Raw genomic sequence first — 15,923 nt, 5'->3', positions numbered from 1 at the left:
ATTACAGTTTAATTTTTATTTGTCTGATAGGTATGTGATAGACAAAATTGCCGATCACATGCCCGTATCATCAAAAGTTATTTTACACGAAACTGCATAAAAAATACAGTCTCTAGATAAATCTCTTCACGAGACTACCTTGCTTTAAGAAATTATTCAGCTTTTCCGCCGTTTTTCTTAATGATTTCTTCTTGAACAGATTTCGGTACGTCTTCGTAGTGGTCAAATACCATCATGAATGTACCACGACCTTGAGTTGCTGAACGCAATGTAGTCGCGTATCCGAACATTTCTGCCAATGGAACGATTGCATTAACGATTTGTGAATTACCGTGTGCTTCCATTCCTTCGACACGTCCGCGTCGGCTTGTTACGTGTCCCATGATATCACCTAAGTAATCTTCTGGTACAGTAATCGTAACTTTCATCATTGGTTCAAGGATCACAGGACGTGCGTGTTTTGCAGCAGCTCTTAGAGCCATTGATGCAGCAACACGGAACGCTGTTTCATTTGAATCGACGTCATGGTATGAACCATCGTAAAGTTTTGCTTTGATATCCACTAATGGGTATCCAGCAAGAACACCGTTATTCATTGATTCTTCTAATCCTTTTTCAACTGCTGGGATGTATTCACGTGGAACCACACCACCAACGATTGCGTTTTCGAATTCGAAGCCTTTTCCTTCTTCGTTTGGTGTAAATTCAACCCATACGTGACCGTATTGACCTTTACCACCAGACTGACGTACAAATTTACCTTCCGCTTTTGTTGCTTCACGGAATGTTTCGCGGTAAGAAACTTGAGGCGCACCAACGTTTGCTTCAACTTTAAATTCGCGTTTCATACGGTCTACTAATACGTCCAAGTGCAACTCACCCATACCTGAGATAACTGTTTCACCTGTTTCAACGTTTGTTTCAACACGGAATGAAGGATCTTCTTCTGCAAGTTTTTGCAACGCAACACCCATTTTATCTTGGTCAGCTTTTGATTTAGGCTCAACAGCGACTTGGATAACTGGTTCTGGGAATTCGATTGATTCAAGGATAACTGGTGCATCTAATGCACACAATGTGTCCCCTGTTGTTGTATCTTTCAATCCAACAGCAGCGGCGATATCACCTGAATACACTTTGTCGATTTCTTGACGTGTGTTTGCGTGCATTTGTAGGATACGACCGATACGCTCTTTTTTGCCTTTTGATGCGTTCAATACGTATGAACCACTTTCAAGGACACCAGAGTAGACACGGAAGAAAGTTAGACGACCTACGAATGGGTCAGTCATTACTTTAAATGCTAATGAAGCAAAAGGAGCTTCGTCATCTGCAGGACGAGTTGTTTCTTCGTCTGTTTTTGAGTCAATACCTTTGATTGCTTCAATATCAAGTGGTGATGGCAAGTAATCAAGAACAGCATCCAACATCAATTGGACCCCTTTATTCTTGAATGCTGAACCAGCTAACACAGGGAAGAACTCAACGTTGATTGTTGCACGACGGATACCGGCAATCAATTCTTCTTGAGTGATTTCTTCACCTTCAAGATATTTCATCATTAGTTCTTCGTCTGTTTCAGCAACAGCTTCGACTAATTTTTCACGCCATTCTTGTGCTTGTTCTGCATATTCTTCAGGAATTTCAGTTTCTTGGATGTCTGTGCCTAGATCGTTTGTGTAGATCTCTGCTTTCATCGTTACCAAGTCAATGATACCTGTGAAGTTATCTTCAGAACCGATTGGCAATTGGATTGGATGCGCGTTCGCTTGTAAGCGATCGTGCAATGATTTTACTGAGTATAAGAAGTCTGCACCGATTTTATCCATTTTGTTACAGAATACGATACGAGGTACTCGGTACTCAGTTGCTTGACGCCAAACAGTTTCAGTTTGAGGTTCAACACCTGATTGTGCATCAAGTACAGTTACAGCACCATCCAATACACGTAGAGAACGTTGAACTTCGATTGTGAAGTCTACGTGTCCTGGTGTATCGATGATATTTACGCGGTAACCTTTCCACTGCGCAGTAGTGGCAGCAGATGTAATCGTGATACCACGTTCTTGTTCTTGTTCCATCCAGTCCATCTGTGAAGCTCCTTCGTGAGTTTCACCGATTTTATGGATTTTACCAGTATAGTACAAGATACGCTCTGTTGTTGTAGTTTTACCTGCATCAACGTGAGCCATGATACCAATATTACGAGTTTTTTCTAGCGAAAATTCTCTTGCCATTTTCTTACTCCTCTCTTTGTTTAAATCGATTGTAAATTGACTTTCTGCTGTGGGATTAGCCGACAGACAGAGAGGATCTTACCAACGATAATGAGCAAATGCGCGGTTCGCGTCTGCCATTTTGTGTGTGTCTTCGCGTTTTTTAACAGAAGCTCCAGTATTGTTTGCAGCGTCCATGATTTCTTTCGCTAAGCGTTCTTCCATTGTGTGTTCACCGCGCAAGCGAGCGTAGTTAACTACCCAACGTAGCGCTAAAGTCGTACGACGTTCAGGGCGAACTTCAACTGGTACTTGATAGTTTGAACCCCCAACACGACGTGCTTTAACTTCAAGAACAGGCATAACATTGTTCATTGCTTGTTCAAACACTTCTAATGGATCGTTACCTGTAGATTCTTTGATCAAATCAAAGGCATTATAGATAATATTAGCAGCAACACCGCGTTTTCCGTCAACCATTACACGGTTGATCAAGCGAGTTACTAATTTTGAGTTATAAATAGGATCTGGTAAAACATCACGTTTTGCAACAGGACCTTTACGTGGCATCCGTAACTCCTCCTTCCGAAATATTCTTCATAGTTGATCGAACGACTATTATATAGTAGGTTCGATTTTCATTTGTAGTAAATAATTAAAATTAAGCTTTAGGTCTTTTCGTACCGTATTTAGAACGGCTTTGTTTACGGTCGTTCACACCAGCAGTATCTAGTGCACCACGAACGATATGATAACGTACCCCTGGTAAGTCTTTTACACGTCCACCGCGTAATAGTACCACGCTATGCTCTTGTAAATTGTGACCAATCCCTGGGATATAAGCAGTAACTTCAATTAAGTTTGACAAACGAACACGAGCATATTTACGTAAAGCTGAGTTCGGTTTTTTAGGTGTCATTGTTCCCACACGTGTAGCTACCCCACGTTTTTGAGGAGAGTTCACGTTTGTTTGAGTTTTCTTAAAGCTGTTATATCCTTTGTTCAAAGCAGGTGAATTAGATTTTTCCACCTTTGATTTACGAGGTTTACGTACTAATTGGTTAATTGTAGGCATTCCTAGTTCCTCCTTCCCACGATTCACATCTAGTTCCACACATCCAGGTGGTTCTTTTTTTGCGATAAAAAATAAATGCAGTTATGCATCTTTATCAAATATGCTTTGATAAACAGTCAGCACGTCTCTTAACAGAGACCTGTAGATAAAGCACCTTGGTTAGAATATCACGGATAAAAAAGAATGTCAACCAAACATATACATTTTTTTCTATCCTATAAAAATTGTGTTATGCTCTCTATCTTTTTCGATTAAATCAAGCTAAAATAGCAGTTAAAGAGCTATAAAAATGCTGGAGGGATAGAAATGAACTTAAAGCAATTAGTAGGCATTAAAGCTGCAGAATTTGTTGAAGATGGCATGATCGTTGGACTTGGAACTGGTTCTACTGCCTATTATATGGTAGAAGAAATTGGCCGACGCATGCGCGAAGAAGGATTGAAAATCACTGGTGTCACTACTTCTAGCGGTACAAAAGCACAAGCAGAAAGCTTAGGTATCCCTTTGAAAAGTATTGATGAAGTCCCAGTCGTCGATTTGACGATCGATGGTGCCGATGAAATCAGTGCCGATTTTCAGGGGATCAAAGGTGGCGGTGCTGCTCTTTTATTTGAAAAGATCGTTGCATCTTATTCAAAACAAACGATCTGGATCGTCGATGGATCAAAAATGGTGGATCAACTTGGGCGCTTTCCACTCCCTGTCGAAGTCATCCCCTATGGTTCTCAACAACTGATGCGTCTTTTTAAAGAAAAAAACTATCAGCCTGTATTACGTCAAACAGAAACTGGTGAGACCGTCGTAACAGATAGTGGGCACTATATTATTGACCTTCATTTAGAACGAATCGAAGATCCCGAAAAATTAGCGACTTATTTGGATCAATTAGTCGGTGTCGTCGAACACGGCTTGTTTTTAAATATGGTTTCAAAGGTTGTCGTTGCCTCTGAAAATGGCGTGTCTGTACTCGATACTCCCTTTCAAAAATAATGCGAAAGAGATTCGTTGAAAATGCCTAAAAAAACTATCTTTTTCAGTTACTTTATGCTACATTTTTACTTGTCTCAAACACTTAGAAAACTTTGCTAGAAAGGAATCACCATGAAGATTATCGGTTATGCACGTACAACTATTAATGATGTCGATTCGACGGCTCAAATGCAAAAACTCTCTGATTTTGGTTGTCACGAAATTTTTCACGAAACGTATGGTCAAAAAGACAGTTTATCTGACGCCATTTGTTTAGAAAAAGTCATCGAAAAAATGGAGCAAGGCGATACATTAGTGATTTGCCAGCTTCATCATCTAGGAAAATCGACAAGACAACTAACAGAATTCACGAAATTATTTAAAGACCGTGGGTTACATCTAGTCAGCATCACAGAAAAAATCGATACTCGCGAACCTATGGGGACGGTCTACTTCCAATTGATGGAAGGATTAGCTGAGATGGAGTGTGCATTGATCAAAGAACGCACGCTGATTGGATTAGATGAAGCACGCAAAAAAGGAAAAATCGGCGGACGACCAAAAATCGATGCCAAAACAATCAAAAAAATTCGTCGTCTCTACTATGAAAAGAAAGAAACGATCCAATTTATTTCTTCAAAATGTGGCGTTTCAGTCGGCACTTGCTACAAATATATCAACCTACCTGAAAAAGAGCTTCAGCAATTATTCAATTAATTAGCAAGTACAAACCCGTTGATTTCAATAATTGATCGAAAGAACCCACACTAAACAAACAGAAATTATTTTACTTAATAGATAAAAAGGTTGTCAAACAAGTTTTTTGAGTGAAAGCTCTGTAATAACGCTTGTTTACAGCCTTTTTTTTAGTTCGTCTGTGGTCTTTTAAACAAACAGCTTTCATTTTACAATGGAAATCTTATGAAAAACATTGTACAATAAGGCAGAACTGAAATTTTCAGAAATAACACTTATTTTAAAGGAGAGTTAAACATGCCAAAATTAGTTTTTTCTCGTCACGGTCTTAGCGAATGGAATGCATTGAACCAATTTACTGGTTGGGCAGATGTAAACCTAGCACCAGAAGGAATCGAAGAAGCAAAAGAAGGCGGACGTAAAATCAAAGAAGCTGGAATCGAATTTGATGTTGCTTATACTTCTGTATTAACTCGTGCCATCAAAACTTGTAACTTGATTTTAGAATACTCAGATCAACTTTGGGTACCACAAATCAAATCATGGCGCTTGAACGAACGTCATTATGGTAAATTACAAGGATTAAATAAAAAAGAAACAGCAGAAAAATATGGTGACGAACAAGTTCACATCTGGCGTCGTTCATACGACACTCTTCCTCCATTAATGGAAGCAACTGATGAAGGTTCAGCAGCAAACGATCGTCGTTATGCAATGTTAGACAAACGCGACGTACCTGGTGGAGAAAACTTGAAAGTTACTTTAGAACGCGCATTGCCATTCTGGCAAGACGAAATTGCACCAGCTTTGTTAGACAACAAAACTGTCTTAGTTGCTGCACATGGTAACTCTTTGCGTGCATTAGCAAAACACATCGAAGGAATCTCTGATGAAGACATCATGGATCTTGAAATCCCAACAGGTCAACCACTTGTTTATGAATTAAACGACGACTTGACTGTCATCAAAAAATACTACTTATAATAGATATTCTATTGTAAGTATGACAGCCTCCTCACCTCCTATTATTGTAAGAGATGAAGGGGCTGTTTTTTTTTAGACATTGGATAAACTGTAGTCTTAGCTCTTTAATGCTCAGAGTATCAATGTTACTAGGTAAAGAATCTTATTCTTCATATACAAGTAATGACTAAAAAATAATATAGACACTACCCACATTATTCCCCAAGCGATAGTGTCCACTTTCTTTAATGTTTTATTGTTAATACTCATCTAACTAAACGAATAAATAGTAAGATTGACATCTAAACTTATATACTACTTAATGTGAAATTGTCTATTCAATAAAGTAGATGAAGATGATTATGTAAAAAATATGCTCATACTTTTAAATAAGAACTACATCTCAATTGTAATAATTCCTAACTCAATCCCACGTACTACAGCTGTAACGGTAGAGTGAACATTTAACTTGTTGAAAATGTGTTGCATATGAGTTGAAACCGTCCGTCGACTACTATAAATAATTTCAGCAATTTCTTGTTGGCTCTTACCTTGAGCTACCAACTGCAAAATTTTTTTTTCCGTTTTTGTTAAACTTACATATATTTTTTCATATTCTGGAAAAATAGTATCTCCCCCATTTACTAGATGAATCTTCGTCACGAGATCTTCCACTGAACTTGTTTTATTGACAAATGCTTTTGCCCCCATGTTTATTGCTTCTTCATAATTTCTTATCAATGTGCTACCTGAAAGAAACATTAGTTTTGTTTCTGGAAACAACTTGAGTATTTTTTCCCCTTCTTCTAATCCATTTTTCTCACCTAACCGAATATCCATCAACACAATATCTGGTTTTTCTTGCTTGACTACTTCAAGACAATCTTTACGGTGATTACATGTAACAAAGTGATCAAAATACTTCCTTAAATATAATTCAAGGCTTTGTAAAAAAAGTTCATGGTCATCAAATAAGATAATTTTCATTACTATCTGTCATCCCTTTCGATTTAAATCGATGAAATACTCCGATAATTCTAAATAAAAACACAGTGCTATTTCTAAAGAGCATTGGTAATTTATATAAGGTGTGGAGAATAGCTAAGAAGATAAGCCAATAAATTCCCTTGAAAACTTTTTCTCAAGTTTCCTCTGTTGATTCAGTGACTATATTTATACCAAACTGTATCTCCCTGATAGTTCTCTATTACACAATAATTGAACACAAAAGCTTACAAAAAAACTCTCTATTTTTATTATATTTCATGCCTACTCGTTTTTAAATAGGTAAAACGAGAAATAAAATAACTCACATTGCTTATTTTAAAAAGCATTTTTTTATTCTACAATTAATGTTGTCAAGAGATAGAACAACTCAGCATTTTAAAATAGTGGATACTTTTACATACAAGAAATGCATACTTTGATACAAAAAACACTATTATAAAATAAATAATTTTTTTGGAAAGAAGGAATAATTGATCATGAAAAAAATGTTAAAGAAGTATTTTATTGCTAATTTGGGACTACTCTGTATTTTATCCGTCATATTCCCCTCAACCTTAACCGCTTATGCTTCCGAGCTTCCAGAAGAACAAAAAGCTACTGTAACACGTGTTTCAAATGATACGTGGCTAGCGTTTGAACAAGAGTTCAATCAAATGATTCAATCAAAAAAACAATTAACCGGAAATACTTCACTTTCTGAAGAAGAAGCATTTTACTTAATAAACAAATACGATGGGGCGCAATCAACTGTCTATATTTCAGGCAGAGCTTCCTACTCAGAAATGTTTAAAACAGGGGGTTATAATGCTTTTGCTTCTTCAAAATCTTCCATGGCTAATCTTCGCGACGACTATGGAACCTGTGCAACGTTACTACAATCTGTAGGGGTTCTCGGAGGAGCAATGGCTGGAGGACCAGCAGGCGCATTACTTGGATTAATTGGCTCTACAATATTAGGTACTCGCTTTAGAGATGCAAATTCTGATATGAAGAAATGGATCAATGTTGGATCATCAAAAGGTGGCTGTCGCATCACAGCTACAGATGAGTTCCCTATTGCAAGTTTGAATACACTAACACAAAGTCCAATTCAAAAGCTATGATCTTAGGAAAGATTTTAATAGTGGTAGTCTATCTCTTCTCGCTATACAGCTATTACTATTACAAGATCAAGAAAGGTAAGGAGACAAAATTAAGTAGAATCGGATTAGTTCTGTATACCTTGTTTGTTATGATTTGTCTTTGTATACTTTAAATTTCCTTTTTTAGGTTATGAATCAATCAGTAATCCATTCTGAATAACTCGAAAGATCCATAATATTAGACATTTTACTGATAGCCCAGCCTAGCTATTCTTTCTAAGCTGGGCTATTTATTAGCTCATAAATAGCGAGAGGACAAATAGATTATATAAGCTATGTAACATAATAGCAGGTAATATATTGTTGGTTTTCACGTATAGATATGTTGTAGCTAAAGTCAAAAATAGAATTTGGACCATTGCTAATAAATTTCCGCCATATGTAAAGCTATGCCCATAGAAAAACAATCCTGTTGAAACCAACCCATACACTATTTTTAACCAATTAGAATCAGTTATACTCAAAAATAGGTAACGGTAAACTATTCACTTATTAGGGCAATCACTATGACAGAAAATAGAACAACACTATCGTAATTTTGTGAGACTACTTCAAAACTACCAAATACAAGTACCATATATATAAAATTCATCACTAACAAAAGTAGCAAAGTGAATCCTACTTGTTTCATCATTGACAGATTCAGACCTTGTAATGCTCGATTTAATTCGGACATGCAAAGTAAGTAAATAAATAAAATCATTATCAGATTTAGAATCAATTGGTTATTTTCTAATAATATGAGAATGGTCTTACTTATTATTATTCCGAAGTTTGTTATACAAAAAATGGTTATCCAGACAGTTAGAATGATACTTTTATTTAGAGTTAACCGAATGTGATCTACCTTCATCTTGACCACCAATTAATCGAACGATGAGTCATCTTGTCCCCCTTCTCACCGTCTCCTGAAAAAGCAAGCAGTAATCGCATAGATAGTTAAAACACTGTCATTCTCTTTCTTATCGCATTCCTAACATATAATGCTTATATTTATTAAACAAACAATATCTTCTTATATCTCCCCTCCAATTTATCAACTTACTATGTAAAAGTACTGTTTGTTATTTTCATCCTACTTTTCTCAATTATCTAAAAACATTAAGTATTACTTATTTTCATTATACCCCTTCCTTTTTTTGTATAGCAAGGTGCAGAGAAAGAAACCTATTAGTAAAATCTTGTACAGATAACATTTGTATTTTTTATCTACTAGTAACCTACAGTAACACTTACGCAAAAAGCGTAAAAGCCAAAATAGTTCCCTATTATGACTTTTACGTTTAATCAAATTCTTTCATTACAATTACTACCCTTGAATCGCCGTTTCCAATCCTACTTCAATCATGTCATTGAATGTTGTCTGACGTTCGCTGGCAGTTGTTTCTTCACCGGTGATCAGATGGTCACTGACCGTCATGATCGCTAATGTTTGCACTTGGTATTTTGCACCTAGATAATACAACGCAGCAGCTTCCATTTCCACGCCCATCACACCAAGTTCTGCTAACTTGAATGTCTCTGTCAAATCGTCTTTGTAGAAAGAATCTTCTGATAGTACATTGCCAACGTGTGTAGTAAAACCTTTTTCTTTCGCTACTTCGTATGCTTTCAACAACAAGTCAAAATCACAGATTGGTGGAAAATGGAACGCGTTGAAATTCTTTTCGATCATAGAAGAACTTGTCGCGGCTCCTTGTGCTAAGACCAAGTCACGAACGTGTACGTCTTTTGACAAGGCACCACATGTGCCAACACGAATCAATTTTTTTACGTCATAGGAATTGACCAACTCATGCGCATAGATCATCGCTGAGGGCATACCCATTCCTGTTCCTTGAACAGAGACTCTTTCCCCTTTATACGTTCCAGTATAACCAAGCATACCGCGTACTTGGTTATAGCAAACGGGATTCTCTAAAAAAGTTTCTGCAATATACTTCGCTCTTAGTGGATCGCCAGGAAGTAAAATCTTGTCTGCGATTTCTCCTGGTTTTGCTTCAATATGAACACTCATTTCCGGACCTCTCAATCAATTTTTTATAGTAAAGAAAGTGTTTCTTTGATCAATGATTTAAATGTTTGTTTGACTCTCTCAGTTGTTTCAACGACTTCTTCGTGATTCAAGTTTGCTTGCATACCAGCAGCCAAGTTAGTGATACAAGAAATCCCTAAGACCTTCAATCCGCTATGAGCTGCAACAATGACTTCTGGTACAGTCGACATGCCCACTGCATCTGCACCCATCACGCGAGACATGCGAATCTCAGCTGGTGTTTCGTACGTTGGACCGGAATAGCCCATATACACGCCTTCTTTTAATTCTACGTCCAATGATGTCGCTGCTGCTTTTGCCATTTCGCGATACGCTTTTGTATAAGCTTCACTCATATCAGGGAAACGAGGCCCCATTTCTTCGTCATTAGGCCCAATCAATGGATTTTGACCTGTAAAGTTGATATGATCCGTGATCAGCATCAAATCACCTGGTGCAAATGATTCATTCACGCCACCACACGCATTGGTCACAACAACTGAATGCGCGCCTAGCGCAGCCATCACTCGCACAGGATAAGTGACTGTTTGCATCGAATGACCTTCATAAAAATGGAAACGTCCTTGCATCGCCAATACTTTTTTGCCTGAAAGTGTTCCGTAAACAAGTTGACCTGCATGTCCAACGACTGTCGAAGTTGGAAAGAACGGAATCTTATCATAAGGAATCACGATTGCTTCTTCGATCTCCTCTGCTAATTCACCTAAACCTGAACCTAAGATCATGCCAAAATCGATCGTTCCGACACCTTTGCTTTTGATAAACGCAGTCGTCTCTTGTAACATCTCATTTAATTTCATTGTTTTTCTCCTATATATAAAATTTTGATTATTCTATCTTACATAATAAAGCCAATGATGATTCATTGATGGATGATGCACGTCGTTATTTCAATAGTTTTAAAAAACTTTCGCCATTTTCAGTTGCTGCTACGTTAAAGTTTTCGGCAATCGTTGCAGAGATATCCGCATAATAACCTTGTGGTAAACTACCTTGCCCACTCATTTGTTTACTATAAGCAAGTAATGGCACGTATTCGCGAGTATGGTCAGTACCAGTGAAAGTTGGATCATTCCCATGGTCAGCGGTGATTAATAATAGATCATCGTCAGCCATTGCATCTAATAATTCTGGAATACGCAAATCAAAATCTTCGATAGCACGCGCATAACCAACCACATCGCGACGATGACCGTATAACGCATCAAAATCGACTAAGTTTGTAAAACTCAACCCAGTGAAGTCTTGTTTCATCACATTCAATAATTGATCTACACCGTCCATATTGCTCTTTGTACGAACAGAATCGGTGATGCCTTGGCCATTGAAAATATCATTGATCTTACCGACTGCAATAACATCTTTGCCGGCTTCTTTCAATGAGTCTAAAACCGTATGTCCAAATGGATCTAATGCGTAATCGTGACGGTTGCTTGTTCGCGTAAAGTTACCTGGCTCACCAAGATATGGACGGGCAATGATCCGACCGATCATATAAGGATCATCTTTTGTAATTTCACGAACATATTCGCAAATCCGATAAAGTTCTTCTAAAGGAATAATTTCTTCATGTGCAGCAATTTGTAACACTGGATCAGCTGACGTATAAACGATCAAGTCGCCGGTGTTCATTTGATGTTCACCAAAGTCGTCAATGACTGCTGTTCCGCTATAAGGTTCGTTACAAACAATTTTACGTCCAGAGAATTCTTCGATTTTCTTCAATAATTCATCCGGGAAGCCGTTTGGAAAAACACGAAATGGTGTTTTGATATTCAAGCCCATGATTTCCCAATGTCCTGTCATTGTATCTTTGCCGACAGAAACTTCTTCCAATTTGGTCGCATACCCTTGATGATCTTGCACTGCTTCGACCCCTTCTAAAGGACGAATCGTTCCTAATCCAAGTTGCTCCAAATTCGGTATCGTCAACCCAGCTTCTTTAGCAATGTGACCTAATGTATCCGAACCTTTATCTCCGAATTTTTCAGCATCAGGTGCTTCTCCGATTCCGACTGAATCCATGACGATCAAATGTACGCGTTTAAACATGAGTATTCCTTCTTTCTATTTATTTTCTTTATAAAGTAAAAAGGGCGAGCCGAAAAAAACTTCCCGTAACCCGCCCTTTTTAATCACTAAACGATTATTTGGATTTTATATAATTCTTACCGTTGGCTTTTGGTCCAGATGCTTTACCTAAGAACGCCACTAAAACGATAATCGTTAATAGATAAGGCGCAATTTGTAGTAAAACTGGTGGAATTGAAGAAATCACTGGTAATTGCGCGCCGATGATACTCAAACTTTGTGCAAAACCAAAGAATAAGGATGCACCCATCGCACCTAGTGGATTCCACTTACCAAAAATCATTGCAGCCATTGAGATGAACCCTTGACCGACAATCGTTCCTGCTGAAAAGTTCCCAGAGATCGATTGAGCGAACACAGCTCCACCCATGCCTCCAAGAAGACCAGAAATCAAGACACCTGAATAGCGCATCGCATATACATTGATCCCTAGTGTATCTGCAGCTTGAGGATTTTCCCCAACAGAACGTAAACGTAAACCAAATTTAGTTTTGAAGATGACGAACCATGCGATAACAGCAATTAAAATCGCACAATACGCTGGTAAAAATGTATTTCTAAAGAAAATTTGACCAATCACTGGAATCTCAGATAATCCAGGAAATGAAAAGTAACCTAAGTTTTGTGAGATATTGTCTGTTTGTCCTTTACCATACCATGCTTTGATCAAAAATACACCTAAAGCAGGTGCCATCAAATTGATGACCGTTCCGCTGATGATATGGTCTGCGCGCAAGCTGATTGTTGCGACTGCATGGATCAAGGAAAAGAGAACACCAACTACGCCACCGACTAAAATAGCAATCCAAGGAGTCATTGAGCCTAATGTGTCACTCATCGTCAAGTTGAAGACGACCGCACTAAACGCCCCCATCACCATGATGCCTTCTAACCCAACGTTGACGATCCCGCTTCGTTCAGAAAACGTTCCGCCTAAGGAGGTTAAAATCAACGGTGTTGAATAAACAAGTGTTGATGTAAGGATCAAGGAAATCAGTTCTACTGTTGACATTACAGCTCTCCTCCTTCTTGATTTTGTTGATTTGGTTTCGTTTCAATCGTTGCGACGATTTCCTCTTGTTTTTTCCCTTGGAAGAATTTCGCCATAAGGAAACGAATCAAGAAGTTGATCCCCACGAAGAAGATGATCAAGGCAATCGATACATTGACGATTTCAAATGGTACTCCAGCACCAGTCTGCATTCCTAATCCACCGATTTTTAGGACACTGAATAATAGCGCAGATAACAAAATCCCAATCGCAGAACCAGAACCTAATAATGACACGGCCATACCATCAAACCCGATGGATAATGAGGTTGTCTGTACGAAGAAGTTTTGATATGTTCCTAGTCCTTCGACCACACCACCTAGTCCGGCTAATCCACCAGAGATAACCATAGATAAGACAATTGTTCGTTTACTACTCATTCCCGCATATTCAGAGGCATATGGATTCAATCCAACAGAACGGATCTCAAAGCCTAAGGTTGTTTTCTTCATGACGATCCATACAACCACTAACGCAATCAGTGCCAAGAAGAGTCCGCCATTCACACGAGAGCCTCCAAACATCTGGGTCAGCCAAGGAATACGTAAAGATGCATTCTCACTGATCATATTTGAAGAGTCTAAACTTGAACGATAAGATTCAGGCATTATTTCATGAAGTGTATACGTACTTAAATAGAGCAAAATATAATTCATCATGATCGTTACGATAACTTCACTTGTTCCAAAGAACGCACGTAACAATCCTGGAATAGCTGCGGCCATTGCCCCAGCAAGTGCACCTAAAATCACGCACATTGGCAAGAGAATGATTTTTGGTAGATCTGGAAAAGCTAACGCGGTCCAAATGCTTATGATCCAGCCACACAGTGCTTGTCCAGAAAGCCCGATATTAAAGAATCCGGCTGAATTTGCAACAGAAAAACCTAAGGCTGTAAAAATCAAAGGTGTTGCTTGTCTTAATGTTTCACCGATACTTCGTTGTGAACCTAACGAAGCATTCAACATGGAAGAATATCCTTGGATTGGATGGTAACCAAAGGCAACCATCAAAATAGCACCTAGAATCAACCCTAAAATAACCGAAAATATAGGCACTAGCAGATTACGGAACCTTTCGCTACGATCATTCATGTGTGTCACCAACCTTTTCTAACTCTCTACGTGCTTCTTCTAAAGTATACCCCGCCATCAATAGACCTAGCTCGTTTTCAGATGTTTCTTTTGGATCAACGATCCCCACGATTTTTCCTTGATGGATTACCGCAATACGATCGGACACATTTAAAATTTCTTCTAATTCAAAACTAATCAATAAAACTGCTTTGAACTTATCACGTTGCTCAATCAAACGTTTATGGATAAACTCGATTGCACCAACATCTAATCCACGTGTTGGATTCGCAACAATCAGTAGATCAGGGTCACGATCGATCTCGCGAGCAATGATGGCTTTTTGTTGGTTCCCACCAGATAAAGCTTTCGCTGGTACTAATTCGTTCGTTGTCCGCACATCATACTCATCGATTAAATCTCTAGCATGTTCATTCATCACACCATAGTTCAACAGACCATTTTTACTATACGGTTTTTGATAGTAGGTTTGCATGGCAATATTTTCAGATAAAGTCATATCAAGGACCAAACCATATTTATGTCGATCTTCTGGCACATGTCCTAGCCCAGATTCGGTGATTTTACGTGGTTTTTTATTCGTGATCTCTTCGTCTTTCAAACGAATCGTTCCACTTTCTACTTTACGTAAACCGGTTAACGCTTGAATCAACTCCGATTGTCCATTTCCATCGATTCCAGCAATACCTAAGACTTCCCCTGCTCGGACTTCCAGACTCAAATCTTTCACTGCTTCTAATCCGCGGTTTTCTTTAACTACAAGATTTTCAACAGAAAGCACCACTTCTTGTGGACGTGCTTCTTTTTTCATTGTTTTGAATGAGACGGTTCTTCCGACCATCATATCGGCTAACTGTTGCGAAGAAACATCTTTCACATTGACCGTTCCAATCCCTTGACCACGACGAATGACCGTACAACGATCGGCAACTGCTTTGATCTCATCTAATTTATGTGTGATCAAAATGATCGACTTTCCTTCTTTGACTAATTCTTTCATGATCACGATCAATTCATCGATTTCTTGCGGCGTCAGTACGGCTGTTGGCTCATCAAAAATCAAGACATCTGCACCACGATAGAGTGTTTTTAAAATCTCCACACGTTGTTCCATACCGACAGAAATATCACGAACGTACGCATCCGGATTCACTGCTAAGCCATATTGTTCAGATAATCGTTTGATTTCTTCCCGGGCTTTCTTACGGTTCAAGATACCGCCTGTACTTGGCTCACTACCTAGTACGATATTTTCTGTTACTGTGAATGCATCGACTAACATAAAGTGTTGATGCACCATTCCGATCCCTAATTGATTGGCTTTCGTCGGGCTCGTGATGTTTACTTCTTTGCCGTGCATCAAAATCTCACCTGATGTTGGCTCTAAAAGACCGGATAAAACATTCATTAACGTTGATTTACCTGCACCATTTTCACCAAGCAAGGCATGGATTTCTCCTGCTTTCACTTGAAGGTTGATGTTGTCATTTGCTTTGAAAGTACCGAATTGTTTCGTGATATTTCGCATTTCGATGACAATATTTTCTTGATCCACATTTTTC

General features: G+C 38.4%; 15 protein-coding genes. 4 read left to right on the top strand and 11 right to left on the bottom strand.

The features are described from left to right. Window positions 1-152 precede the first annotated feature (152 nt). From fusA to rpsL, 3 genes are all read right to left on the bottom strand, one after another. Window positions 153-2,237 (bottom strand): elongation factor G, encoded by a 2,085-nt coding sequence (gene fusA / locus HZ311_RS07915; protein ID WP_010734473.1) that lies wholly within the window; start codon window positions 2,235-2,237, stop codon window positions 153-155. 78 nt (window positions 2,238-2,315) lie between these two features. Continuing rightward, window positions 2,316-2,786 carry a 30S ribosomal protein S7 gene (rpsG, locus tag HZ311_RS07910; RefSeq protein WP_010734474.1) on the bottom strand — a complete coding sequence of 157 codons (471 nt, stop codon included), beginning with the start codon at window positions 2,784-2,786 and terminating at the stop codon, window positions 2,316-2,318. 91 nt (window positions 2,787-2,877) lie between these two features. Beyond that, window positions 2,878-3,291, bottom strand: a complete 414-nt coding sequence (gene rpsL, locus HZ311_RS07905) for a 30S ribosomal protein S12 (protein ID WP_010734475.1) — start codon at window positions 3,289-3,291, stop codon at window positions 2,878-2,880. Between the two features lie 306 nt (window positions 3,292-3,597). On the opposite strand from rpsL, the gene rpiA reads away from it, so the two are divergent. The 3 genes from rpiA to HZ311_RS07890 all read left to right on the top strand — a co-directional run bounded on the left by rpiA (window position 3,598) and on the right by HZ311_RS07890 (window position 5,940). Beyond that, window positions 3,598-4,281: a ribose-5-phosphate isomerase RpiA gene (gene rpiA, locus HZ311_RS07900; RefSeq protein ID WP_010734476.1), complete on the top strand. Its 684-nt coding sequence runs from the start codon at window positions 3,598-3,600 to the stop codon at window positions 4,279-4,281. Between the two features lie 111 nt (window positions 4,282-4,392). Further along, window positions 4,393-4,977, top strand: coding sequence for a recombinase family protein (locus HZ311_RS07895; RefSeq protein ID WP_010734477.1), 585 nt, complete (start codon window positions 4,393-4,395; stop codon window positions 4,975-4,977). 276 nt (window positions 4,978-5,253) lie between these two features. Then, a complete protein-coding gene (locus HZ311_RS07890; RefSeq protein WP_010734478.1) occupies window positions 5,254-5,940 on the top strand; it encodes a 2,3-diphosphoglycerate-dependent phosphoglycerate mutase in 687 nt (228 codons plus the stop codon). Between the two features lie 375 nt (window positions 5,941-6,315). Here HZ311_RS07890 and HZ311_RS07885 read toward each other — a convergent pair whose 3' ends face one another. Further along, entirely contained in the window at window positions 6,316-6,906 is a 591-nt protein-coding gene (locus HZ311_RS07885) for a response regulator transcription factor (protein ID WP_023518900.1), read from the bottom strand. Between the two features lie 497 nt (window positions 6,907-7,403). Here HZ311_RS07885 and HZ311_RS07880 point away from each other — a divergent pair, with 497 nt between their 5' ends. Next, window positions 7,404-8,030, top strand: coding sequence for a hypothetical protein (locus HZ311_RS07880; protein ID WP_041684161.1), 627 nt, complete (start codon window positions 7,404-7,406; stop codon window positions 8,028-8,030). Between the two features lie 272 nt (window positions 8,031-8,302). On the opposite strand, the gene HZ311_RS16055 is transcribed toward HZ311_RS07880, so the two are convergent. The 7 genes from HZ311_RS16055 to HZ311_RS07845 all read right to left on the bottom strand — a co-directional run bounded on the left by HZ311_RS16055 (window position 8,303) and on the right by HZ311_RS07845 (window position 15,916). Further along, a complete protein-coding gene (locus HZ311_RS16055; protein WP_080637952.1) occupies window positions 8,303-8,554 on the bottom strand; it encodes a CPBP family glutamic-type intramembrane protease in 252 nt (83 codons plus the stop codon). 824 nt (window positions 8,555-9,378) lie between these two features. Beyond that, window positions 9,379-10,086 carry a purine-nucleoside phosphorylase gene (gene deoD, locus HZ311_RS07870; protein WP_010734481.1) on the bottom strand — a complete coding sequence of 236 codons (708 nt, stop codon included), beginning with the start codon at window positions 10,084-10,086 and terminating at the stop codon, window positions 9,379-9,381. A gap of 23 nt (window positions 10,087-10,109) precedes the next feature. Beyond that, window positions 10,110-10,925 (bottom strand): purine-nucleoside phosphorylase, encoded by an 816-nt coding sequence (locus HZ311_RS07865; RefSeq protein ID WP_010734482.1) that lies wholly within the window; start codon window positions 10,923-10,925, stop codon window positions 10,110-10,112. 85 nt (window positions 10,926-11,010) lie between these two features. After that, window positions 11,011-12,177: a phosphopentomutase gene (gene deoB, locus HZ311_RS07860; protein ID WP_023518897.1), complete on the bottom strand. Its 1,167-nt coding sequence runs from the start codon at window positions 12,175-12,177 to the stop codon at window positions 11,011-11,013. Window positions 12,178-12,271: 94 nt separating this feature from the next. Further along, complete coding sequence (locus HZ311_RS07855; protein WP_010734484.1) at window positions 12,272-13,228, bottom strand: ABC transporter permease; 957 nt, start codon at window positions 13,226-13,228, stop codon at window positions 12,272-12,274. Next, a complete protein-coding gene (locus HZ311_RS07850; protein WP_010734485.1) occupies window positions 13,228-14,361 on the bottom strand; it encodes an ABC transporter permease in 1,134 nt (377 codons plus the stop codon). The genes HZ311_RS07855 and HZ311_RS07850 overlap by 1 nt, the downstream gene beginning before the upstream one ends. Beyond that, the gene (locus tag HZ311_RS07845; RefSeq protein WP_019723072.1) at window positions 14,354-15,916 is read right to left on the bottom strand and encodes an ABC transporter ATP-binding protein; all 1,563 of its coding nucleotides are present in this window, start codon (window positions 15,914-15,916) and stop codon (window positions 14,354-14,356) included. The genes HZ311_RS07850 and HZ311_RS07845 overlap by 8 nt, the downstream gene beginning before the upstream one ends. Window positions 15,917-15,923 lie beyond the last annotated feature (7 nt).

It is taken from the genome of Enterococcus mundtii (genome assembly GCF_013394305.1).
In the GTDB taxonomy this organism is placed as follows: Bacteria; Bacillota; Bacilli; order Lactobacillales; family Enterococcaceae; genus Enterococcus_B; species Enterococcus_B pernyi.
The sequence above is the reverse complement of the archived record's forward strand: the minus strand, read 5'-3'. Positions and strand labels throughout refer to the sequence as shown.

What these genes read in the sequence shown, in the direction of transcription:
- HZ311_RS07850 (WP_010734485.1), bottom strand. Translation starts at nt 14,361, where the DNA reads ATGAATGATCGTAGCGAAAGGTTCCGTAATCTGCTAGTGCCTATATTT.
- rpiA (WP_010734476.1), top strand. Translation starts at nt 3,598, where the DNA reads ATGAACTTAAAGCAATTAGTAGGCATTAAAGCTGCAGAATTTGTTGAA.
- fusA (WP_010734473.1), bottom strand. Translation starts at nt 2,237, where the DNA reads ATGGCAAGAGAATTTTCGCTAGAAAAAACTCGTAATATTGGTATCATG.
- HZ311_RS07895 (WP_010734477.1), top strand. Translation starts at nt 4,393, where the DNA reads ATGAAGATTATCGGTTATGCACGTACAACTATTAATGATGTCGATTCG.
- HZ311_RS07855 (WP_010734484.1), bottom strand. Translation starts at nt 13,228, where the DNA reads ATGTCAACAGTAGAACTGATTTCCTTGATCCTTACATCAACACTTGTT.
- deoB (WP_023518897.1), bottom strand. Translation starts at nt 12,177, where the DNA reads ATGTTTAAACGCGTACATTTGATCGTCATGGATTCAGTCGGAATCGGA.
- HZ311_RS07890 (WP_010734478.1), top strand. Translation starts at nt 5,254, where the DNA reads ATGCCAAAATTAGTTTTTTCTCGTCACGGTCTTAGCGAATGGAATGCA.
- rpsL (WP_010734475.1), bottom strand. Translation starts at nt 3,291, where the DNA reads ATGCCTACAATTAACCAATTAGTACGTAAACCTCGTAAATCAAAGGTG.
- deoD (WP_010734481.1), bottom strand. Translation starts at nt 10,086, where the DNA reads ATGAGTGTTCATATTGAAGCAAAACCAGGAGAAATCGCAGACAAGATT.
- HZ311_RS07865 (WP_010734482.1), bottom strand. Translation starts at nt 10,925, where the DNA reads ATGAAATTAAATGAGATGTTACAAGAGACGACTGCGTTTATCAAAAGC.
- rpsG (WP_010734474.1), bottom strand. Translation starts at nt 2,786, where the DNA reads ATGCCACGTAAAGGTCCTGTTGCAAAACGTGATGTTTTACCAGATCCT.
- HZ311_RS07885 (WP_023518900.1), bottom strand. Translation starts at nt 6,906, where the DNA reads ATGAAAATTATCTTATTTGATGACCATGAACTTTTTTTACAAAGCCTT.
- HZ311_RS07880 (WP_041684161.1), top strand. Translation starts at nt 7,404, where the DNA reads ATGAAAAAAATGTTAAAGAAGTATTTTATTGCTAATTTGGGACTACTC.